Source organism: Erwinia psidii (assembly GCF_003846135.1).
Lineage (GTDB): Bacteria > Pseudomonadota > Gammaproteobacteria > Enterobacterales > Enterobacteriaceae > Erwinia > Erwinia psidii.
The window spans coordinates 338,364-360,614 of record NZ_RHHM01000002.1; the positions used below are offsets into that span (position 1 = coordinate 338,364).

The following is a 22,251-nucleotide window of genomic DNA, read 5'->3' on the forward strand; positions in this document are numbered from 1 at the left end:
AAAAGTATGAAGAACTGGAGAATGCTGATCCTTGGTGCGGCGCTGACAGCCAGCACCGCGTTTGCAGCCCCACAGGTAGTTGATAAAGTTGCAGCCGTCGTCAATAACGGCGTGGTTCTGGAGAGTGACGTCGACGGCATGATGCGGTCGGTAAAAAGTCAGGCTCAGGAGGCTGGCCAGCAGCTTCCCGATGATAAAACACTTCGTCATCAAATCGTTGAACGTCTGGTGATGGATAATATTTTGCTGCAAATGGCGAAGCAGGGCGGCCTTCAGGTCCAGGATGCTCAGGTCGATCAGGCCATTGCCAATATTGCGCAACAAAACAAAATGACCGTCGATCAGCTGCGTAGCCGTCTGGCTTACGACGGGATGAACTATGCCACTTATCATGAGCAGATCCGTAAAGAGATGACGATTGCGGAAGTGCGCAACAATGAAGTGCGTCGCCGCATCACCATCCTGCCACAGGAGGTGGATTCTCTGGCTAAACAGGTCTCCTCTCAAAACAGCGATACCGCCGAACTGAACCTCAGTCATATCCTGCTGGCGCTGCCTGAGAACCCTACCCAACAGCAGGTGGACTCCCAGGAAAAACTGGCTAATCAGCTGGTGAGTGAAGCGAAAAACGGCGGTGATTTCGGCAAGCTGGCGATCGCGTACTCTGCTGACGCACAGGCGCTGAAGGGTGGCAACATGGGCTGGGGCCGCATTCAGGAACTGCCATCCCTGTTCGCACAGGCGCTTATCACCGCGAAAAAAGGCGACATAATCGGTCCGGTGCGCTCAGGCGTGGGTTTCCACATCCTGAAGGTCAATGATATTCGTGGCGACAACCAAAGTATCTCCGTCACCGAAGTACATGCCCGTCATATTCTACTCAAGCCATCACCCGTACTGACCGACGAACAGGCGCGTCAGAAACTGGAGCAGGTTGCCATGGAGATCAACAGTGGCAAAACCACGTTTGCTCAGGCAGCGAAAGATATGTCTGAGGATCCCGGTTCGGCTAACCAGGGCGGCGATCTGGGCTGGAGTTCTCCAGAGATGTTCGATCCGGCGTTTCGTGATGCCCTGCTGAAACTGAAAAAAGGCCAGATGAGTGGTCCGGTTCACTCCTCCTTCGGCTGGCACCTTATTCAGCTGATGGATACGCGCCAGGTTGACAAAACTGACGCCGCACAGAAAGAACGCGCCTATCGCCTGCTGTTTAATCGTAAGTTTGCCGAAGAAGCGCAAACCTGGATGCAGGAACAACGCGCCTCGGCCTATGTGAAAATTCTGGATGGCAATGCTCAGTAATCAGCGAGTGGTAATAACCAGCGGTGAACCCGCTGGTATTGGTCCCGATGTCACCGTGCAACTGGCCCAGCGGGGCTGGCCGGTCGAATTGGTGGTCTGTGCCGATCCAGCGGTGCTGCTGGAGCGGGCGCGGACACTGGGATTGCCTCTTACCCTGCGGCAGTATCAACCCGGCGCGGCGGCACAGCCTCAGGAGGCGGGAACACTGACGGTGCTCCCTGTCGCTACGGCACTCCCGGTTAACCCTGGCGAACTCTGTTCCGCCAACGGTCACTATGTGTTGGAAACACTGGCAACTGCCTGTGATGGCTGCCTGAACGGCGAGTTTGCGGCGCTGATAACCGGCCCGGTGCACAAAGGGGTGATCAACGATACCGGGATCTTTTTCAGCGGACATACCGAATTCTTCGCTGACCGCGCCGGTTGCTCACGCGTGGTGATGATGCTGGCAACGGAGGAACTGCGAGTGGCGCTGGCCACCACACATTTACCCCTGAAAGATGTCTCTGCCGCTATCACCCGCGACAGCCTGCGTGAAGTGATTACCCTTCTTCATGCCGACCTGCAAAGCAAATTTGGCCTGGCAGAGCCTCATATTTTTGTCTGCGGACTGAATCCTCATGCCGGTGAAGGTGGCCATATGGGCCGGGAAGAGATCGACATCATTATTCCTCTGCTGGATGAACTCAGGCAGCGGGGTATGCAACTCACCGGCCCGTTGCCTGCCGATACGCTGTTCCAGCCCAAGTATCTGCAATATGCTGATGCGGTTCTGGCGATGTATCACGATCAAGGCCTGCCGGTGCTGAAATATCAGGGCTTTGGTCGCGCGGTCAATATCACTCTTGGCCTGCCCTTTATCCGCACCTCCGTTGATCACGGCACGGCCTTAGATTTGGCCGGCAAGGGGAAAGCGGATGCGGGCAGCTTTATTACGGCGCTAAATCTCGCCATTACCATGATCTCAAGTCAATGAATAATCGTGTCCATCAGGGTCACTTTGCCCGCAAACGTTTTGGTCAGAACTTTCTGAACGATCGCTATATTATCGACAGTATTGTCGCCGCTATTCATCCACAACCCGGCGAGGCGGTGGTGGAAATCGGCCCCGGTCTAGGGGCGTTAACCGAACCCGTTGGTGAACGTCTGGAGAGCATGACGGTTATTGAGCTTGACCGCGATCTGGCCGCCCGTTTGCAAACGCATCCTTTTCTCGGACCAAAGCTGACCCTGTTCCAACAGGATGCCATGACCTTCAACTTCGCGGAGTATGCCCTTAAAAAAGGCCAGCCGCTGCGCGTTTTTGGTAACCTGCCTTACAATATTTCCACCCCGTTAATGTTCCATCTTTTCAGCTATACTGATGCGATTCTCGACATGCATTTTATGTTGCAGAAAGAGGTGGTTAATCGTCTCGTTGCAGGCCCTGGCAGCAAAGCCTATGGCCGTCTGACGGTGATGGCGCAATATTATTGCCAGGTGATCCCGGTGCTGGAAGTACCGCCTGAATCGTTCACCCCGGCGCCGAAAGTGGACTCTGCCGTGGTTCGACTGGTTCCTCATACCCAGCTTCCTTATCCGGTAGAAAATATCCGTTTGCTTGGCAGGATCACCACGGAAGCTTTTGGTAAGCGGCGCAAAACGTTGCGTAACAGTCTCGGTCACCTGTTCTCACCGGAAGCATTGCAGCAGATGAATATCGATCCGACGCTACGGGCAGAAAACATTTCTGTCGCGCAATACTGTCAACTGGCAAACTGGCTGGCGGCGCATCCCCAGCCTTCTTTGCAGGAGAGTTAATACCATGGCCGATACGCCCCGGATTTGTATTCAGGTGCAGAGCACCTGGATCCCGTCACAGTCAGCACCGGAAGACGATCGTTATGTTTTTGCTTACACCATCACGATCCGCAATCCCAGTCGCAGTTCGGTGCAACTGTTAGGGCGCTACTGGTTGATCACCAACGGCAACGGCAATGAAACGGAGGTCCAGGGCGAAGGCGTGGTGGGTGAACAGCCCCATATTCCCCCAGGCGGTGAGTTTCAGTATACCAGCGGTGCCGTGTTGGAAACGCCGATGGGCACCATGCAGGGCCACTACGATATGATCGACGGCAATGGCGATGGCTTCCAGGTAGCGATTCCGGTGTTCAGGCTGGCAATCCCCAGCCAGATTCATTAATTCATCTTCCCTACCTTGCCCCAGGGCCAGAGCATCCCGGACGGATTTATGAGTACTTATCTGATTGGCGACATCCATGGTTGCTACGATGAACTGCAATCTTTACTGCAGCAGGTCGCCTTCGATCCCTCGTATGACACGCTGTGGCTTACCGGTGATGTGGTCGCACGCGGTCCGGCTTCGCTGGAGGTGTTGCGTTTTGTCCATTCTCTTGGCGATGCCGTGCGCATGGTGCTGGGCAATCACGACCTGCATCTGTTGGCCGTATTTGCCGGGATCAGCCGCAATAAACCGAAAGATCGCCTTACTGCCCTGCTGGAAGCAGACGATGCCGACGTGCTGATCAACTGGCTGCGTCGCCAGCCTTTATTACAGGTGGATCGCGAGAAAAAGCTGGTAATGGCACATGCCGGGATCACCCCGCAATGGGATCTGGAAACGGCCCTCAGCTGCGCCCGTGAAGTAGAGTCCGTACTGGCCAGTGGCACCTATCCACTGTTTCTGGATGCCATGTACGGCGATATGCCCAATAACTGGAGCGAAGAACTGACCGGGCTGGCGCGCCTGCGTTTCAGCACTAACGCCCTGACCAGGATGCGTTACTGCTTTCCGGGCGGTCAACTGGATATGATCTGCAAAGACACACCAGACTCCGCTCCCACACCATTAAAACCCTGGTTCAACATTCCTGGTCCGGTGGCCAGCGATAACACTATTGTGTTTGGTCACTGGGCATCGCTGGAGGGAAAAGGGACGCCGGAAGGCATTCTGGCGCTGGATACCGGATGCTGCTGGGGGGGAGCACTGACCATGCTACGCTGGGAGGATCAGCGGTGGTTTACGCAGCCTGCAAAACGGGAGCAGCCGGCAGAGCAGTGACCTGTGGGAAGGAGGGACGCTCGTTCAGCGAGCAATGCCACACGGCGTAAAAAAAGTCCCGCATCATCAGCGGGAGCTCATTTTTCTGCCCGTGCATCATGCCACAGCCAGGGTTAGCGGCGGTCGAGAATTTCCCAGAACCAACTGTGGCTGTTTTGCTCATCCGCATCACGAAATTCGCTAAAGACAGACTGCCATTCATCCGGCTCGTAGTCGGGGAAAGCAGTGTCACCTTCCACTTCAGCGTCAATATGGGTCAGATACAGTCGATTGGCCTTTGGCAGAAGCTGCTCGTAAACGCGCCCACCACCAATTACCATGATTTCCTCAACGTCTCCGGCAGCGCGGAGCGCCTCATCGACAGACGTCACCCAGATAACGCCAGCATCTTCACCGGATTGACTGCTGATAACAATATTCAGACGTTCAGGCAGTGGACGACCAATCGATTCAAAGGTGCGCCGCCCCATGATCACTGGCTTATTCAGCGTGTTTCTCTTGAACCACGCCAGGTCGGCGGGCAGGTGCCACGGCATGGCATTTTCCATCCCAATAACGCGGTCGGCCGCCATGGCCACAATCAGGCTTATCATCTGGTGTTACTCACAGGGTGTAAAATTGGCGACATCATACGGAAAGGTGAAAGTTTCGTCGATAGCTAAGCAGAGGGAAATGCGTAAAGGTTTTTAAATGCAGGATTTGCCGTTCATCTCACCTGGCGATGCATCAGAATCAGCACCACAAGCGGCGGGACTTTTGTTGCCAGCCGACCCAGAAAATAACTGGCTGGTAAAACCGTTTATTTTTCGGCTGCCGTGATGCTCGCCCGGACCGTCATGGACTTAAAACATCGTTGAACAACCATTTAGCTCAGCAGGGATGCGTCGGTACAACTCAGTTGAGTGTAGAGAAATGCCGGTAATGACAACCTTGTTTCGATTACGATTGCGGTAAGTATGTTCCGGTCTTTGTTATCCAGCAGAGCGAGGAAACATCAGGCTTCGGAGAATAATCTGTACGCTCTGCCACCGGGTGAAATTGCGGGTAGATGATCAGTGGTGTAGCCGGTTTATCCGTTGTGGAAGGCAATGGGGAGCCCCTCAGTTTTCGTCACGGTGCACTGCTGTACAAAGCGATATTGTAAGAGATTCAAGGCAAACAGACCATTATCCTGAAGGGATGGCACAGATTTCAGTCCCTGTATCGGAGAAATCATCATCTGTTAAAAAAATTAAAAAGGGTAGATTTAAATGAAAATAAAATATAGAAATACCGAAACAAACACTACCAAAACACGCTCATAAAATAATAAAATCAGATGAAAAAAACCATCAGGACGTTATAATAAAACCTCAAAAAAAATAGACATTATTATTTCAAACATTGAAAAAGTTGCATGATGATATGGGTAACTTAATAATATTGTTAACCTGATTACACTATGTCGTTAATGTAAAAAACAATAAATCAGATAACTTATTTTCTGTTATCACCTGAAAGTCGCAATCAATGCACTCTGGCTGGCGCCTGAAACCTGACTCTACAAAAGCGTAAATTTACAGACCCGCTATTAACATTGGCAGGAATTCAGAGCAGAAACCGAAAGAAAGCACAGTGCAACAATAAGGTGCTTCAGACCATCATCATCGGGTATGTACAACTCCCAGTAGTCGGACTATATACCGGCACTACGTATAACCCGATAAGCATGATTCCCGATAGTGTTGATGCCGTTTATTGCTACAAACGGATCGTAAAGCACGAGTTATCAGAGTAGTAGCAACAGACAGTTTCATGGAGGTTATATGTTTTTAAGCAAAGCTGGTTCAACGAGTAGAGTAATCATTAATCATTTTAATATTCCGACAAAAAGCACCAAAAATAACATTTTTCTGTCGAATATAAAAAAAATAGAAAACTCAAATAACACAATAAATAACGCTAACAGCGCGTATAATACTATGCTTCACAGACATTACCCTAAACTTACATCACCCTCACTGGTCAGAAACATTGCTCTTCCTCGTTGTGAGGACACCATAAAAAACGTTGGCAACTTTTATGGAAATCCACTTCACAGACCTTTCTCTGAACTTGTATCTCCTTCACTGGTCAGGAATTTAATGCTTCCTTCTTGTGACGCGAGTAATAAAATCATGGATACTGCTCAGAGTAGTGTCCATTCCAAAACTGAAAACAATTTCGTTTTTAAGTCTTCACTTCTGCCCACCACAACTACTGCTGCCAGTCAGAAATCAAAATTGTTACTGGGAAACGAAAAATTTAATAAAATAAAAAATGAGTACCATCAATTTGCATCAAATGCAACGAGTTCTATAATGGATTTTGAAAATACCATTAAACAGGACAATTCAGATATGGATAACACTTTCAAATACCTGACACCTGACACGAATAAAAAAATAATTAACACGATAAAATCAAACAATAAAGAAATGAAGGAATTAATTAAAGATAAAATCACAGATAGCCTTAAGACATTAAAAAAGAGCATTAATAATGCAAAAAGCCCTGATGGAATTGGTAATCCCCGGTTAGATTCTCTGGAAAAAACAGCCGAAGCATTCGCCATAAGGATGCAAAAAAGATTAGAAGAACTATCCTAAAAATTAAATTAAAAAAGATAACTAAATACAACCAGAGAAAAAACTGTAAAGCTCAGAGAGAGATTCATTTCTCTGACGCGCTGCTTGTGTTTTTCAGGATGTCCGATGACGAATATCTATATGCCCCGTCGTATTTTTAACATTTTGGAAGATGTTTTTTCACCATGCGCTAAATAGACAATCATAATTATAAAAACCTGCAATTCTTTTAATACCTGTCAGTTAATTTTTGATAACGCCGCAACGCATAGCGTTGTGGTTTTTTTTGCAACCAGTGAACAATGCCTTTACCACTGGCAGCAGGCTTCCCGACAGTAGCTCTATCTCAGGTCAGACATTTTTAAGGCTGTAAGCCATCGTGAAGAACAACAGATTATAAGCCAGAGCCATCCCCGATAACTTCTGTTTTATTCGCTCCGGTTTCATCAGTTCATGACCATCTCACTGGAGCCATACTCTGCTTACAGTCGAGGGCTGTAGAGATTGACGATATCTGCTTTCTGATAACCGACAGGCATTACGCACATTCTGCCCGCTTTCACTATAAATAAACACCTGAACAATAATCGCTCAACTGATAAATTGCGTCTTTCTCTGTCCGGAGTGAATGTCTTTCTTTTCCATTTAAATAACTACGCGGAACAGTACACCACTTTTCCCCGATTCCTGCAGATGCGGTATGTTACCCTTAATCGACTGGCACAGACCCATAAATGGCCTGTGTGGAAAGATAAGATGCGGCGATTTACCCCTGAGACAGCCTCTGTTCTGTATAAAAAAGCACTCTGCCCCTATCCAGAAGTCTGTTGCCCCAGTCAGAAAGCCCGGGGCAATCTCAACGCAAACAGTGCCTTTAAAATAAGTTTATGACGAGGCGACCGGTAACTTTTTGAACTCTTCTTTCGCTTTTTGCAACTGCTGAGCAAAACCATCATTGGCATGTAAACGGGCGACAATCGCGCTGGCCACAAGCCGTGCCGCCGTCACGTCACTCTGCCAGTGATAGCCACAAATTACCCTGCTTTGACCCAGGTCGTAACCCCGCCGCAGGATCGTATCCTGCCTGGCCGGATTGATCTCTGCCAGCACCAGCGCGGTCGCCCAGCCGATGGTGGTATGGCCAGAGGGATAGGAGCCATTTTTGGAGAGCGTCGCTTCCTCATCGGAACGGCAGGTAGGTTCATTGTAATAAGCGAAGGGGCGAATACGCATATAATGTCGCTTAGCACTGCGCGTGGCGAGATCGCCTGCATCTTCACGCATTTTCATCACCAGGCGATAAATTTCCGGCGTTTTTTCTTTGCTAATCGTATGACCAAAAGCCGCAGAGAAAGCCTCTGCCACACCGTCACCCGCCACATGTGCATCTTTCCATGCCTGCCTGCCGCGCGGCGTATCCCGCAGCAATTTAGCGGCATCATACTGAGCTTTATCATTGAGGAAATCAATGCTGTCACCCGCCGGTGGCGGTGGCAGCAAGGCAAGACTGTCAATGGACTGTGACTCTGTGAGAAAGTAAACCTCAGGATCGGTGGTCACATCAGGCGCTGCACATGCAGTCCTCAGTACCACCAGCGTCAGCGTAGCCAATAAACGTTTTGTCATTATTCAGTTCCTTATTGTTTTCACCGGTAGCGCTCAATAGGTAAATTCCATTACCATGCTGAATAATAAGGTTTTTTCACTCCACACATTGCCACGAAGGTCACAGAAATTTCAGGGTTCCAGGGGCATTGCCAAAAAAAAAGCAAAAAAATCCCCGCCGTGGCGGGGATGACGATGACAGACTGACTTAGCCATTAATCTGCGCGTGCATTTCCTGTACCGAAATTACCTTTTCAGTCGGATCGGCGCTCAGCGACATCACCGTGGCAAAACCACCGTTCAGCGTGGTGTCGTAATGCACTTTATATTGCAGCGCACTGCGGCGGATCACTCTGGAGTCCTCAATGGCCTGCCGTCCCGCCGTGGTATTGACGATATAGGCATATTCTCCATTCTTCAGGCGATCCTGAATGTGTGGACGTCCCTCGTGGACCTTGTTCACCAGGCGGGGATTGATCCCCGCTTCACCCAGCACCACCGCCGTACCGTGGGTGGCATCCAGCTCGAAGCCCAGCTTTTGCAGCTTCGCCGCCAAATCGACGATGCGCTTTTTATCACCTTCGCGTACCGACAGTAGTGCACGACCGCTTTTCTTCATATTGGTCTGTGCGCCCAGCATCGCTTTGCCAAAGGCTTCGGCAAAGGTGCGGCCAACCCCCATCACTTCACCGGTGGAGCGCATTTCCGGGCCAAGGATTGGATCAACGCCCTGGAACTTGTTAAACGGCAGCACCACTTCCTTGACGGAGTAATAAGGCGGGATCACCTCTTTGGTCACGCCCTGTGCCGCCAGCGTTTTGCCTGCCATGACGCGCGCCGCGACCTTCGCCAGCGGCACACCGGTTGCCTTGGAGACAAAGGGAACGGTACGTGCCGCACGTGGGTTTACTTCAATCAGGTAGACTTCGTTGTCCTTCACCGCAAACTGCACGTTCATCAGACCGCGCACGCAAAGTTCGAAGGCCAGTTTCTCAACCTGCTGACGCATCACGTTCTGGATCTCTTTATTCAGCGTATAGGCGGGCAGCGAGCAGGCAGAGTCGCCAGAGTGAACGCCAGCCTGTTCGATATGCTCCATAATGCCGCCAATCAGCACGCGTTCACCGTCGCAGATCGCATCAACGTCCACTTCCACCGCATCATCAAGGAAACGATCCAACAGCACTGGCGCATCGTTGGAAACGGACACCGCCGTCTGGAAATAGCGCTTCAGGTCCGTTTCATCGTAAACGATTTCCATCGCACGGCCGCCCAGCACATAGGAAGGACGCACCACCAGCGGATAACCAATTTTCGCGGCTTTTTCCACCGCCTGTTCCAGCGCGGTCACGGTGGCGTTTGCCGGCTGCTTCAGACCCAGACGCTCCACTGCCTGCTGGAAGCGTTCACGGTCTTCCGCCCGATCAATGGCGTCCGGGCTGGTACCAATCACCGGCACGCCGGCGGCTTCTAAATCACGGGCCAGTTTCAGCGGCGTCTGGCCACCGTACTGCACGATCACCCCTTTTGGCTTCTCAATACGCACGATTTCCAGCACGTCTTCCAGCGTGACCGGTTCGAAATAAAGACGGTCAGAGGTATCGTAATCGGTTGAAACCGTTTCAGGGTTACAGTTCACCATGATGGTTTCAAAACCGTCTTCGCGCAGTGCCAGTGCGGCATGGACGCAACAGTAGTCAAACTCAATACCCTGACCAATACGGTTTGGACCACCGCCCAGCACCATGATTTTTTCACGATCCTGGTTTGGACTGGCTTCGCACTCTTCTTCATAGGTCGAGTACATGTAAGCGGTATCGGTAGAGAATTCAGCGGCACAGGTATCCACACGCTTATAAACCGGGTGCAGGTTGTACTGCTCACGCAGCTTACGCACTTCCGATTCCGCCACGCCAGCCAGCGCTGACAGGCGCGCATCGGCAAAGCCTTTACGCTTCAGCGTCCGCAGGAAATCAGCTGTCAGACCGTTTACCCCTTCACGGGCCACCTGTTCTTCCAGACGGACCAGCTCTTCAATCTGCACCAGGAACCAGCGATCGATGTTGGTCAGGTTAAATACGCCTTCCACCGACATGCCCGCGCGGAACGCATCGGCCACGTACCAGATCCGGTCTGAACCGGCGTCTTTCAGTTCACGACGGATGGTGGTCAGCGCATCCGCATCGTTCAGGTCTACTTTCGGATCGAAGCCGTTTGCACCAACCTCCAGGCCACGCAGCGCTTTCTGCATTGATTCCTGAAGGGTACGGCCAATCGCCATCACTTCCCCGACCGATTTCATCTGGGTGGTCAGACGATCGTTAGCACCGGCGAATTTCTCAAAGTTGAAGCGAGGAATTTTAGTGACCACGTAGTCGATGGACGGTTCGAAGGAGGCCGGTGTACGACCGCCGGTAATGTCGTTCATCAGCTCGTCCAGCGTGTAACCTACCGCCAGTTTGGCCGCAATTTTGGCAATCGGGAAGCCGGTGGCTTTCGACGCCAGTGCGGAAGAACGCGACACGCGCGGGTTCATCTCAATGATAATCAGACGACCATTCTCCGGATTAACCGAAAACTGGACGTTGGAGCCGCCGGTTTCAACGCCAATTTCACGCAGTACCGCCATTGAGGCGTTACGCATGATTTGGTATTCCTTGTCGGTCAGCGTCTGAGCGGGTGCCACGGTAATGGAATCACCGGTGTGGATGCCCATCGCATCGAAGTTTTCGATTGAGCAGACAATAATGCAGTTGTCATTTTTGTCACGCACCACTTCCATTTCGTACTCTTTCCAGCCAATCAGCGATTCGTCAATCAACAGCTCATTGGTCGGAGAAAGGTCGAGGCCACGCTCGCAAATTTCTTCGAATTCTTCACGGTTATAAGCAATACCGCCGCCGGTACCCCCCATAGTAAACGAAGGACGGATAATGCACGGAAAACCGACATCTTCGGCTACTTTCAGCGCTTCTTCCATGGTATGCGCGATGCCGGAACGGGCGGTTTCCAGGCCAATTTTCTTCATTGCCTTATCGAAACGCTGGCGGTCTTCCGCTTTATCAATGGCATCGGCCGTCGCACCGATCATCGCCACGCCAAACGCTTCCAGTACGCCCTGACGCTCCAGTTCCAGCGCACAGTTCAGCGCGGTCTGACCGCCCATTGTCGGCAGCACCGCATCGGGGCGCTCTTTTTCGATGATTTTGCGTACCACTTCCCAGTGGATAGGCTCAATATAGGTGGCATCAGCCATCTCCGGGTCGGTCATGATGGTGGCCGGGTTGGAGTTGACCAGAATAACGCGATACCCCTCTTCACGCAGGGCTTTACAGGCCTGGGCACCAGAGTAGTCAAATTCGCAGGCCTGGCCGATAACAATCGGACCAGCGCCAAGGATCAGGATACTTTTTATGTCGGTACGTTTTGGCATTTTCTCGCTCCTGATTATTTAGCGTTTGAACGGTAGTCGTTGATCAGTTCAATAAAGTGATCAAACAGTGGTGCGGCATCGTGCGGGCCGGGGCTGGCCTCAGGATGCCCCTGGAAGCTGAATGCCGCTTTGTCAGTGCGATGGATGCCCTGTACCGTCTGGTCAAACAGTGAAGTGTGCGTTACGCGCAGACAGGCCGGTAGATCATGTTCATCAACGGCAAAACCGTGGTTTTGAGCAGTGATCATCACCGTGTTATTGTCCAGGTCTTTCACCGGGTGGTTGCCGCCGTGGTGACCAAGTTTCATTTTGACCGTTTTAGCACCGCTGGCGAGCGCCAGCAGCTGGTGTCCCAGACAGATGCCAAAGATCGGCACGTCAGTCTCCAGTAATTTCCGAATCGCCGTAATGGCATAGTCGCAGGGTTCCGGGTCACCCGGTCCATTGGAGAGAAAGACACCATCCGGGTTCAGCTTCAGTACCTCTTCGGCTGGGGTTTGCGCCGGGACCACCGTCAGACGACAGCCACGGTCAACCAGCATACGCAGGATATTGCGCTTAACGCCGTAATCGTAAGCCACCACATGCAAAGGCTGCTCGTCTTCATCTACAGGCGCCGGAAGACCATCCAGCTGCCAGCTGCCCTGCAACCAGCACCAGGTTTCGCTGGTCGTCACTTCTTTTGCCAGATCCATCCCTTTCAGGCCAGGGAATGCCTGTGCCTTTTGCAGCGCCAGCGTGGCATCCGGCGCATCACCGGCAATGATGCAGCCGTTCTGTGCACCTTTTTCACGCAACAGACGGGTTAACTTACGGGTATCGATATCAGCAATAGCGACAATATTATGGCGCTCCAGATAAGCAGACAGTCCTTCTTCACTACGGAAGTTGCTGGCGATAAGCGGCAGGTCGCGGATCACCAGTCCCTGAGCATGTACCTGAGAAGATTCTTCATCTGCGGAATTAGTGCCGACATTGCCGATATGAGGATAAGTAAGAGTAACAATCTGGCGGGAGTAGGAAGGATCAGTGAGGATTTCTTGATAACCGGTCATCGACGTGTTGAAAACAACTTCCCCCACTGCCGATCCCAAAGCCCCGATGGCCCGACCGTGGAATTGGGTTCCGTCTTCCAGAACCAGTAGCGCTGACTTTATCAAAACACCCTCCGAAGAATAAACAGTCATAATATTTGCATATTAATTCATTTCAGGCGCCTGAATCAATGTAAAAACCGCCCAGGTGCTCGATTTTTGGCAAATTGCGCGCATTCTAATGATCGTACCCCTGCTTGTCCAGCGCGGACGGTGTTTTTTCCTGGTTTTTTGGCCAACTGACTGGAAACCAGGACGATTTACTCTGAAAACAACAACTATCCTGCTCATTTAAGCGGTTACATCATTGATTATGTATGACTGAATTAAAACGGCATGAAAAAAGTGGACCAGATGGTAAAAAATAACCATTCACAGGAAAAAAACCTTAAAAAAAGCAAAAAAAATAAGAAAAATAATAAAAAATCACACCAAATCCATAAAAATAAAAAAAAACAAAAAATGGCGAAAAATTATCGCCATAAAATCATCAAGTTAAAAATAAAAAACAAACACTCCACACAGAGAAAAAAATCAAATACTGTCCAGATCAAGCACATTTTTCATATCATAAAACCCTGCTTTATGAGACCCAATCCATTTTGCTGCTTTAACGGCGCCTTTCGCAAAGGTCATACGACTTGATGCTTTGTGAGTAATCTCTACGCGCTCACCAATATCCGCAAACATCGCGGTATGTTCACCCACGATATCGCCAGCACGAACGGTGGCAAAACCGATGGTTTTCGCTTTACGTTCACCGGTATGCCCTTCACGGGCGTATACCGCCTGTTCGGCCAGATCCCAGTCCATTGCATCAGCAATCGCTTCGCCCATCGCCAGCGCGGTACCGGATGGCGCATCCACTTTATGCCGGTGATGTGCCTCAACGATCTCAATGTCAGCATAATCCCCCATTACCCTGGCGGTCTTTTCCAGCAGTTTCAGCACCAGGTTGACCCCAACGCTGAAGTTAGCCGCAAACACAATGCCAATCTCTTCTGAAGCGGCTTTTATTGCCGCCTTGCCCGCCTCATCAAAACCGGTAGTACCAATTACCATCGCTTTGTGGTGCTGCCGACAGAAAGCCAGATATTCCAGCGTTCCTTCCGGGCGGGTAAAATCAATCAGCACGTCAAAATCATTCTTAACCGCCGCAAGATCGCTGGTCACCCTGATATCCAGTGACCCGATCCCCGCCAGCTCACCCGCATCCACCCCTGACAACGAGGAACCTTCACGCACCAGCGCCGCACCGAGGCAAACGCCTTTTGCCTCGTGAGTGGCCTGGATTAACTGACGGCCCATCCGTCCCGAAGCGCCAACGATGGCAAGGCGGATCTGTGCATCTTTCATAATGAATCCCTTAAGTCTGAGCATACAAAGCGAATCAGGTTAACCAGCTGTTAAGCACTGCGCCACTGTAAAAATGCGGAATAAGTATTTTATGACAGCCGAGGAAGATTATCAGTAAAACAAATTCCGGCACCGGACGGGGTTGAAGGAGAAGAGAGGATCGCGCCACAGTCACTGCCACCGTGGCGCCGGTTGAGGTTGGTCAGAGTGATTACGTCGTGGTGTTGGATGTTGTTATGACGCTGAGTGCTGAAATTAACAGTTTGTAGAGCATAACAGCCCCCACATAAGCCGTGCCGATAACCGCCGCGACGGGGCCACCCACAAACCCGCCGACAATAATAACACCACCGCTGACTTCATTTATTTCCAACGCAGTTAATTCTCTCATCATTAATATCCTTTTAATATAAGCACAGTGAGAAGCATTTTTATAACTGGTTAAGAGCCTGGCCCACACTTGGCATTCTGGCCCTGGGCAGCGCCTGAGATCCTCACGTACTTCATGTACGCTGCGGTTTATTCGCTCCACTCCCCTTTCGGATCGCCCAGGAAGGCATTCAAAGGTAAGCATTTGTCTCCGCGCTGTCCTTATCAGGAGTACCTGCGGCAATAATGCCCGGTGGGACAAGCTCTAAGTGATATTGAAATCACTGAGCAGAAAAGATAACACAAGGTAATGCTGATAGCATAAATACTTTTTTGTCAGGAAGAATTGATAGAAAAATAATAAAGCCAGTCAAAACAGAATCAGAAAAAATAAAGATAGCATTCAGAAATAAAATAAAAATAAAACGCAATAAATCAGGATAAATCCTGCGCTGAATTGCATGATAATGCCACTCCAGGTTCCTCGTTACTGGCACAGTAAGACAGCACGGAGGAATTTTATCCCGGATGCCACCAATGATAACTGCCGGTCACCCGGCTGGCCGGCATTATAGCGGGTCGCAAAAACATCGCTGCCGTTTTCTCAGATGTCAGTGCAGAGCTGACGGACTGAGAGCTGGCCCACTGCGGGCAGCTTATCAATAGCATGAGTGCTTTACTGAAATAACAGGGAATCGCGCGCCTCAAAAATATAACCTCTGCGCAACGGGCAGATAATTAAAATCGTCAGCGGGAAACACAGCCCAAGCGGCAATATTTCAGCCCACAGGAATACCCGTTGCTAAACCCGCTGTTGGCTGTCGATCAGGATGACAATAAAAAGGGACCCAGCTTATTTAGCAGGATCCCTTTTAAAACGCTGACGCCGTTTGGCTCAGAAACGGCGAGGCCGCTGTGGAATTACCGGATTTCTTTTATATCAACCCGTAATTCTTTTGGCACTTCGAAAACAATATTTTCTTCCCGGCCAATCAGTTCAATAGCCGTCTGACCGCCCATTTCACACAGCCGCTGAATCACCTGCTGCACCAGTACATCCGGCGCGGACGCGCCCGCTGTCACCCCAACGCAGCTGACGCCTTTAATCCACTCTTCCTGAATATCGTCAGCAGAATCAATTAGCTGTGCCAACTTACCCGCGCGCTGTGCCAGCTCCGCAAGTCGGTTGGAGTTGGAAGAATTACGCGAGCCTACCACCAGCACCACATCCGCATCCTTTGCCAGGGTACGCACCGCTTCCTGACGGTTGGTGGTGGCGTAACAGATATCATCCTTACGGGGCCCGACAATCTTTGGAAAACGATCGCGCAGGGCGTCAATCACCTCGTAAGTGTCATCTACCGACAGCGTCGTCTGGGTCATAAAGCACAAATTGTTTTCGTCTTTTACCTCCAGACTGTAAACGTCCGCAGGTGACTCCACCAGATACATTCCCCCTTTTGGGTTACTGTACTGTCCCATAGTGCCTTCCACTTCAGGATGACCTGCATGTCCGATCAGAATCGCTTCGGTGCCTTTACGGCTGGCCCGCGCCACTTCCATATGCACTTTGGTCACCAGCGGGCAGGTGGCATCAAACAGCATCGTCAGGTCGCGCGCTCTGGCCTCGGCGCGTACCGCCTGCGAAACACCATGTGCGGAGAAAATCAAAATCGACCCATCCGGCACTTCCGCAATATCTTCAATAAAAATCGCCCCACGCTCACGCAGGGTGTTGACGACATAGCGGTTATGAACCACTTCATGGCGAACATAGATAGGTGCGCCATACATTTCCAGCGCCCGCTCCACAATACTGATGGCACGATCGACACCGGCACAGAAGCCACGAGGGTTAGCCAACAGGATTTGCATTCACCGCCTCCAGCTTCGGATTGATTTGCAGCACTTCAACATCAAAGTGAATAGTTTGTCCGGCCAGTGGATGATTGAAATCCACCGTGACCGAGTCGCCAGAGATCTCACGGATCACCCCCGGCATTTCATTACCGTCCATGCCGCTGAACAACATGATCGCGCCAATCTCCGGCTCCCCGGCCTGAGTAAAATCCCGGCGCGAGAAATACTGGATCAGATCGGGGCTGGTATGACCGAAAGCCGACTCTGGCGCCAGTGAAAAGGTTTTCTTGTCACCGGCTTTCAGCTCAAGCAGCTCCGCCTCCAGCCCTGCCGACAGGCTGCCATCACCAAGGCTGAACAGCGCCGGTTTACCGTTGTCGCGGGTGGACTCTGCCGTCGAACCGTCGGAGAGTTTCAGGATAAAATGCACCAGCACCGCGCTGTCACGCTGTACGCAATCACTCATCTGTGCAGCCCTTATTTAGCGTGCTTGCCGGCCGGAGCCAAAAAGCCCTCCAGCACGATAAGCGCCGCACCGACGCAGATGCCGCAGTCAGCGATATTAAAAGTGGCAAAGTGCCAGTCGCCAACGTAGAAGTCGATAAAATCGACCACAAAGCCGTGGTACGCCCGGTCAAACAAATTGCCCAACGCGCCGCCAATGATCAGCGCGTAAGCGATACCGTTCAGCTTCTTGCTGGCCTCGCTGCGATACATCATCACCAGCAACGCCACCACAATGGCCACCGCAATCCCGGCGAAGAACCAGCGCTGCCAGCCCCCTTTATCTGCCAGGAAGCTGAAAGCCGCGCCGTAATTGTGCGCATAGAAGAAGTTAATAAACGGCATCACTGACATTGACTCATGCAGCATCAGCGTGTTCATGATCCACTGCTTACTGGCGAAGTCGATGGCAATCACCACCAGCACCAGCCACAGCCAGCGCAATCCCGTTGAGAGTAATGGCTTCATTTATGCATACTTACGCTGTTCACCAGCGCCCGCTATATTGGTAGCACAACGGCCACAGACATCAGGATGTTCAGCACTCTGGCCGATATCACCAGAATAGTGCCAACAGCGCGGACATTTAACCCCTTTCGCTTTGAGCAGGCCAATTTTCAGACCTTTTACCAGCTCGCTTTGCTGGGCATCGTTGGTAGCCAACGCGTAATCGGCCACCTGCGCACCGGACGTCAGCAGCACAAAACGAAGCTCGTTGCCAAGGCTGGTCAGTTTTTCCGCCAGCGTCGCATCAGCGTAAAGTGTGACCGTTGCTTCAAGCGAGCCGCCCAGACGCTTATCCGCGCGCGCCTGCTCAATAACTTTGTTGACTTCGCCACGCACTTTCAGCAGCTCAGACCAGAAACCATCGTTCATGGCTTCGTTCTCTGCCAGGCCAAACAGTCCACCGTACCACTCTTCAGTGAAAACGTATTTAGCGCGCTTACCCGGTAGCTCATTCCAGATTTCATCCGCCGTGAACGACAGCACTGGCGCTATCCAGCGCACAAGGGCTTCCGCAATATGATACAACGCGGTCTGGCAGCTCCGGCGGGCCAGGCCATCCGCCTTCGCGGTGTACTGGCGATCTTTGATGATATCAAGATAGAACGACCCCATCTCAATGGAGCAGAACTGCATCAGACGCTGCACAACCTCGTGGAAATCATAGCGGGCGTAAGAATCAATAATGTCGTGCTGTGCGGCCTGCGCACAGCCCACGGCCCAGCGATCCAGCACCACCATATCTTCCGCTTTCACGCTGTCGGTTTCCGGGTTGAAGCCGTTCAGGTTGGCCAGCAGGAAACGGGCGGTGTTACGAATGCGACGATAGGCGTCGGCAGCACGTTTAAGAATTTCATCCGATACCGCCATTTCACCGGAGTAGTCCGTGGAGGCCACCCACAGACGCAGGATATCGCCGCCCAGTTTGTTCATGACATCCTGCGGCGAAACGGTATTACCGATGGATTTCGACATTTTACGGCCCTGTCCATCGACGGTGAAGCCGTGTGTCAAAACCTGGCGGTAAGGCGCTTTGCCTTTCATCGCCGTCGAAATCATCAGAGACGACATAAACCAGCCGCGGTGCTGATCGGAACCTTCCAGATACATATCAGAAGCGTGGCCACCAAATTCAGGACGGGCATCCACCACTGAATAGCTGGTTGAGCCAGAGTCAAACCACACATCCAGCGTATCCGGGACTTTGACGTAGTTTTCCGCCTCGTCGCCCATCAACGCTTTTGCATCCAGATCCCACCAGGCCTGGATCCCATCCTGCTCCACGCGCTGCGCGACTTTTTCCATCAGCGACAGGGTATCCGGGTGCAGCTGTTCGGTGTCTTTGTGCACGAACAATGCCATTGGCACACCCCAGGTACGCTGACGCGAGATACACCAGTCGGGACGGCTGGCCACCATCGATTCGATCCGCGCCTGCCCCCAGTCCGGGATCCACTGCACGCCTTTGATCTCAGACAAAGACTGCTGACGCAGGCCCTTTTGATCCATGCTGATAAACCACTGCGGGGTAGCGCGGAAGATGATCGGCGTTTTGTGTCGCCAGCAGTGTGGGTAGCTGTGCAGCATTTTTTCAACGTGCAGCAATGCGCCCTTCTCACGCAGCAGCGCAATCATCATATCGTTTACTTTCAATACGTTAACACCATCAAGCCCTGGATAAGTTCCCGGCAGATAGTTACCGTCGGGTCCTACGGGATTAGCCGCTTCAATGCCATATTTCTGACAGATAACGTAATCATCCGGGCCATGAGCAGGTGCGGTATGCACAGCGCCCGTACCCGCTTCCAGCGTCACATGTTCACCCAGTATCACCATGGAGGTCAGATCGAGGAAGGGATGATAAAAACCAGCCAACTCAAGGGTTGCGCCTTTCGCTTCACCCAGGATCTGCCACTCAGCTATCCCGGCACGTTTCATCACGCTTTCAACCAAATCTTTCGCCAGAATCAACGCGCGGCCATCAATTTGCACCAGCTGATAATCAAATTCAGGATGAAGCGAGATAGCGCGGTTGGCTGGCATGGTCCACGGCGTGGTGGTCCAGATAACCAGCGAAACCGGCCCTTCGACCACGGTGGTACCAAATTTTGCCGCCACGGCGTCTTTATCGATGGCGTTAAACATAACGTCAATAGAAAAGGAAGTTTTGTCGTAATACTCCACTTCCGCTTCAGCCAACGCTGAACGGCAATCAAGACACCAGTGCACCGGCTTCGCGCCTTTATGCAGATGACCATTAGCGATGATTTTTCCCAGCGCGCGGATGATATTGGCTTCTGTTTTGAAGTCCATCGTCAGATAAGGACGATCCCAGTCGCCCAACACGCCCAGACGGATAAAGTCTGCTTTCTGCGCCTCAACCTGTTCAGCAGCATACTTACGGCAGGCTTCACGGAACTCGGCCGCGGTCACTTTCTCGCCTGGCTTACCAATGGTCTGTTCGACTTTGTGTTCGATAGGTAAACCGTGACAGTCCCACCCCGGAACATAGGGCGAGTCAAAACCAGCCAGCCCTTTTGACTTAACGATAATGTCTTTCAGAATCTTGTTAACCGAGTGACCAATATGAATGCTGCCGTTTGCATAAGGAGGGCCATCGTGCAGGATAAAGGTTTTTTTCCCTTTTTTGGCTTCGCGGATGATGCCGTACAGATTGTCATCATACCAACGCTGCAACATCCCCGGTTCGCGTTTGGCCAGATCGCCACGCATCGGGAACCCCGTTTCCGGCAAATTCAGGGTAGATTTATAGTCACTCATCAGATTCTCGATTCCGTATTTCGCTTCTGTTTAAAGCGGTGTCTTCAGCCCAAAAAACGCTCTGGCAGTCACCACATCTTTCGCAATTTGCTCTTTCAGCGCATCCAGTGAGGAAAAACGCTGCTCGTTACGTATTTTTTTCCGCAGTACCACATCTATATGGCGACCGTACAGGTCCATTGCAACATCCAGCAGATGGACTTCAAGCTGTTGGCGCATGCCAGAAACCGTTGGGCGGCTACCAATATTGGCCACGCCAGGAATAGCGCGCTCGCCCAGACCGCGCACTTCAACGGCGTACACGCCTTTTACCGGCGAAACATAGCGCCTGAGCGGCAAATTAGCGGTAGGGAAACCAATGGTACGTCCCAGCGCATCGCCATGCACCACACGACCTGAAATGCTGAAAGGATGCCCCAGAAGTGTCGCCGCCAGCGGCAGATTATCTGCAGCCAGCGCCTGACGGACCGCCGTGCTGCTGATACGCTTGCCGTCATCACAGAAGGTTTGAGTGCTGATCACATCAAAGCCAAATGCTGCACCCGCTTCCTGTAATAACAGGAAATCACCCTCACGACCAGCGCCAAAACGGAAATCATCCCCCACCGCCAGAAATCTTACACCAAGCTTATCCACCAGCAGATCGGTGATGAAACTTTGCGCTGTCTGCGCGGCAAAATGCCGGTCAAAACCAACGCACAGTACCGCATCCACACCCGCTTCGCTAAGGTATCGCACTTTTTCACGCAGGCGCGTCAGCCGTGGCGGCGCTTTATCCGTTGCAAACAGCTCCAGCGGCTGTGGCTCAAACAGCATTACCACCACTGGCAGATTACGTTGACGCCCCTCGGCGCACAGTTGGGCAAGCAGTGCCTGATGGCCGCGATGTACACCATCAAAATTACCAATGGTCAGTACGCAGCCGCGATGCTGCTCCCTGAGATTATGTATGCCGCGGATAAACTTCATGGCTGGCTCAAATTTGTGGAAATCGGCGGATTATACCCTGTAGCGCGATGAAGGTTAACCCGCGAATGCGGCTTTAAGTTGCTCTGGATAGCTTTTTACAGTCTGAGCTCAATGAACTGACAATGGAGATTTTTATTGTGAATAAGCTGTATTCATCTGGATGAAGCTGGTAGAATCCTGCGCCATCAAACGTAACCAGGCGCCGCAGTCAAACGGCGCTTATTTGCACAAATCCATTGACAACCTCAGGCGAAAGAGGCATATTCCTCGGCCTTTGAATTGTCATCACAGAACTATTTGGGAGTTGGACCTTGGCTAATATCAAATCAGCTAAGAAACGCGCCGTAACGTCTGAGAAGCGTCGCAAACATAACGCTAGCCGTCGTTCAATGATGCGTACTTTTATCAAGAAAGTATACGCAGCTATCGCCATCGGCGACAAAGCAGCGGCACAGAATGCATTTAACGAAATGCAACCAATTGTGGACCGTCAGGCAGCTAAAGGCCTGATCCACAAAAACAAAGCGGCTCGCCATAAAGCGAACCTGACTGCTCAGATCAACAAACTGGCTTAACTGCCACGCTGTTAATCCCGCTTTGAGAAAGAAACCGCCTGTGGCGGTTTTTTTTTGCCCTGCGTTTATGGCCTTCTGCTCACTGAGCATTGAGAAGTAGCGGTTCAATTTCCCAGGCCAGCGCGGACAATGTACTCTGTGTATCATCTGTCAGCACTGTGCACTGGTGAAACCGTGCAGAGGGACCGGCGTACTGGATGCATCTGACTGAACGCGGTAGCCGCTATTGCTT

19 protein-coding genes are annotated in these 22,251 nt (G+C 51.6%); 8 read left to right on the plus strand and 11 right to left on the minus strand.

Features of this window, described 5'->3' with window-relative positions; all coding sequences use genetic code 11:
* Window positions 1-6 precede the first annotated feature (6 nt).
* From surA to apaH, 5 genes are read left to right on the plus strand one after another with little or no spacing between them, the layout of a single operon-like run.
* Window positions 7-1,302 carry a peptidylprolyl isomerase SurA gene (gene surA, locus EB241_RS04190; RefSeq protein WP_124231951.1) on the plus strand — a complete coding sequence of 432 codons (1,296 nt, stop codon included), beginning with the start codon at window positions 7-9 and terminating at the stop codon, window positions 1,300-1,302.
* Window positions 1,292-2,278, plus strand: a complete 987-nt coding sequence (pdxA, locus tag EB241_RS04195) for a 4-hydroxythreonine-4-phosphate dehydrogenase PdxA (RefSeq protein WP_124232038.1) — start codon at window positions 1,292-1,294, stop codon at window positions 2,276-2,278. The genes surA and pdxA overlap by 11 nt, the downstream gene beginning before the upstream one ends.
* A complete protein-coding gene (gene rsmA / locus EB241_RS04200) occupies window positions 2,275-3,102 on the plus strand; it encodes a 16S rRNA (adenine(1518)-N(6)/adenine(1519)-N(6))-dimethyltransferase RsmA (protein WP_124231952.1) in 828 nt (275 codons plus the stop codon). Before pdxA ends, rsmA begins: the two co-directional genes overlap by 4 nt.
* Window positions 3,103-3,106: 4 nt before the next feature.
* Window positions 3,107-3,484 (plus strand): Co2+/Mg2+ efflux protein ApaG, encoded by a 378-nt coding sequence (gene apaG, locus EB241_RS04205; protein ID WP_124231953.1) that lies wholly within the window; start codon window positions 3,107-3,109, stop codon window positions 3,482-3,484.
* 48 nt (window positions 3,485-3,532) lie between these two features.
* The gene (gene apaH / locus EB241_RS04210) at window positions 3,533-4,363 is read left to right on the plus strand and encodes a bis(5'-nucleosyl)-tetraphosphatase (symmetrical) ApaH (protein ID WP_124231954.1); all 831 of its coding nucleotides are present in this window, start codon (window positions 3,533-3,535) and stop codon (window positions 4,361-4,363) included.
* 113 nt (window positions 4,364-4,476) lie between these two features.
* Here apaH and folA read toward each other — a convergent pair whose 3' ends face one another.
* Window positions 4,477-4,956: a type 3 dihydrofolate reductase gene (gene folA, locus EB241_RS04215; RefSeq protein ID WP_124231955.1), complete on the minus strand. Its 480-nt coding sequence runs from the start codon at window positions 4,954-4,956 to the stop codon at window positions 4,477-4,479.
* Window positions 4,957-5,053: 97 nt separating this feature from the next.
* Here folA and EB241_RS21745 point away from each other — a divergent pair, with 97 nt between their 5' ends.
* Window positions 5,054-5,182 (plus strand): hypothetical protein, encoded by a 129-nt coding sequence (locus EB241_RS21745; RefSeq protein WP_267432113.1) that lies wholly within the window; start codon window positions 5,054-5,056, stop codon window positions 5,180-5,182.
* Window positions 5,183-6,168: 986 nt separating this feature from the next.
* Window positions 6,169-6,990: a hypothetical protein gene (locus tag EB241_RS04220; RefSeq protein ID WP_124231956.1), complete on the plus strand. Its 822-nt coding sequence runs from the start codon at window positions 6,169-6,171 to the stop codon at window positions 6,988-6,990.
* Between the two features lie 864 nt (window positions 6,991-7,854).
* Here EB241_RS04220 and EB241_RS04225 read toward each other — a convergent pair.
* From EB241_RS04225 to ribF, 10 genes are all read right to left on the minus strand, one after another.
* Window positions 7,855-8,595: an acid phosphatase gene (locus EB241_RS04225; protein ID WP_124231957.1), complete on the minus strand. Its 741-nt coding sequence runs from the start codon at window positions 8,593-8,595 to the stop codon at window positions 7,855-7,857.
* A 187-nt stretch (window positions 8,596-8,782) separates the two neighbouring features.
* Entirely contained in the window at window positions 8,783-12,007 is a 3,225-nt protein-coding gene (gene carB / locus EB241_RS04230) for a carbamoyl-phosphate synthase large subunit (RefSeq protein WP_124231958.1), read from the minus strand.
* A gap of 14 nt (window positions 12,008-12,021) precedes the next feature.
* A complete protein-coding gene (gene carA, locus EB241_RS04235) occupies window positions 12,022-13,167 on the minus strand; it encodes a glutamine-hydrolyzing carbamoyl-phosphate synthase small subunit (protein WP_124231959.1) in 1,146 nt (381 codons plus the stop codon).
* Window positions 13,168-13,635: 468 nt separating this feature from the next.
* The gene (dapB, locus tag EB241_RS04245) at window positions 13,636-14,457 is read right to left on the minus strand and encodes a 4-hydroxy-tetrahydrodipicolinate reductase (RefSeq protein WP_124231960.1); all 822 of its coding nucleotides are present in this window, start codon (window positions 14,455-14,457) and stop codon (window positions 13,636-13,638) included.
* Between the two features lie 211 nt (window positions 14,458-14,668).
* Window positions 14,669-14,848, minus strand: coding sequence for a hypothetical protein (locus tag EB241_RS04250; RefSeq protein WP_233592531.1), 180 nt, complete (start codon window positions 14,846-14,848; stop codon window positions 14,669-14,671).
* Between the two features lie 899 nt (window positions 14,849-15,747).
* Window positions 15,748-16,701: a 4-hydroxy-3-methylbut-2-enyl diphosphate reductase gene (gene ispH, locus EB241_RS04255; RefSeq protein ID WP_124231962.1), complete on the minus strand. Its 954-nt coding sequence runs from the start codon at window positions 16,699-16,701 to the stop codon at window positions 15,748-15,750.
* Window positions 16,682-17,152 carry an FKBP-type peptidyl-prolyl cis-trans isomerase gene (fkpB, locus tag EB241_RS04260; RefSeq protein ID WP_124231963.1) on the minus strand — a complete coding sequence of 157 codons (471 nt, stop codon included), beginning with the start codon at window positions 17,150-17,152 and terminating at the stop codon, window positions 16,682-16,684. Before fkpB ends, ispH begins: the two co-directional genes overlap by 20 nt.
* 11 nt (window positions 17,153-17,163) lie before the next feature.
* Complete coding sequence (gene lspA, locus EB241_RS04265) at window positions 17,164-17,658, minus strand: signal peptidase II (RefSeq protein ID WP_124231964.1); 495 nt, start codon at window positions 17,656-17,658, stop codon at window positions 17,164-17,166.
* Window positions 17,659-20,475 carry an isoleucine--tRNA ligase gene (gene ileS, locus EB241_RS04270; protein ID WP_124231965.1) on the minus strand — a complete coding sequence of 939 codons (2,817 nt, stop codon included), beginning with the start codon at window positions 20,473-20,475 and terminating at the stop codon, window positions 17,659-17,661.
* A 30-nt stretch (window positions 20,476-20,505) separates the two neighbouring features.
* Entirely contained in the window at window positions 20,506-21,444 is a 939-nt protein-coding gene (gene ribF / locus EB241_RS04275) for a bifunctional riboflavin kinase/FAD synthetase (RefSeq protein ID WP_124231966.1), read from the minus strand.
* Between the two features lie 311 nt (window positions 21,445-21,755).
* On the opposite strand from ribF, the gene rpsT reads away from it, so the two are divergent.
* Window positions 21,756-22,019 carry a 30S ribosomal protein S20 gene (gene rpsT, locus EB241_RS04285; RefSeq protein ID WP_124231967.1) on the plus strand — a complete coding sequence of 88 codons (264 nt, stop codon included), beginning with the start codon at window positions 21,756-21,758 and terminating at the stop codon, window positions 22,017-22,019.
* Window positions 22,020-22,251 lie beyond the last annotated feature (232 nt).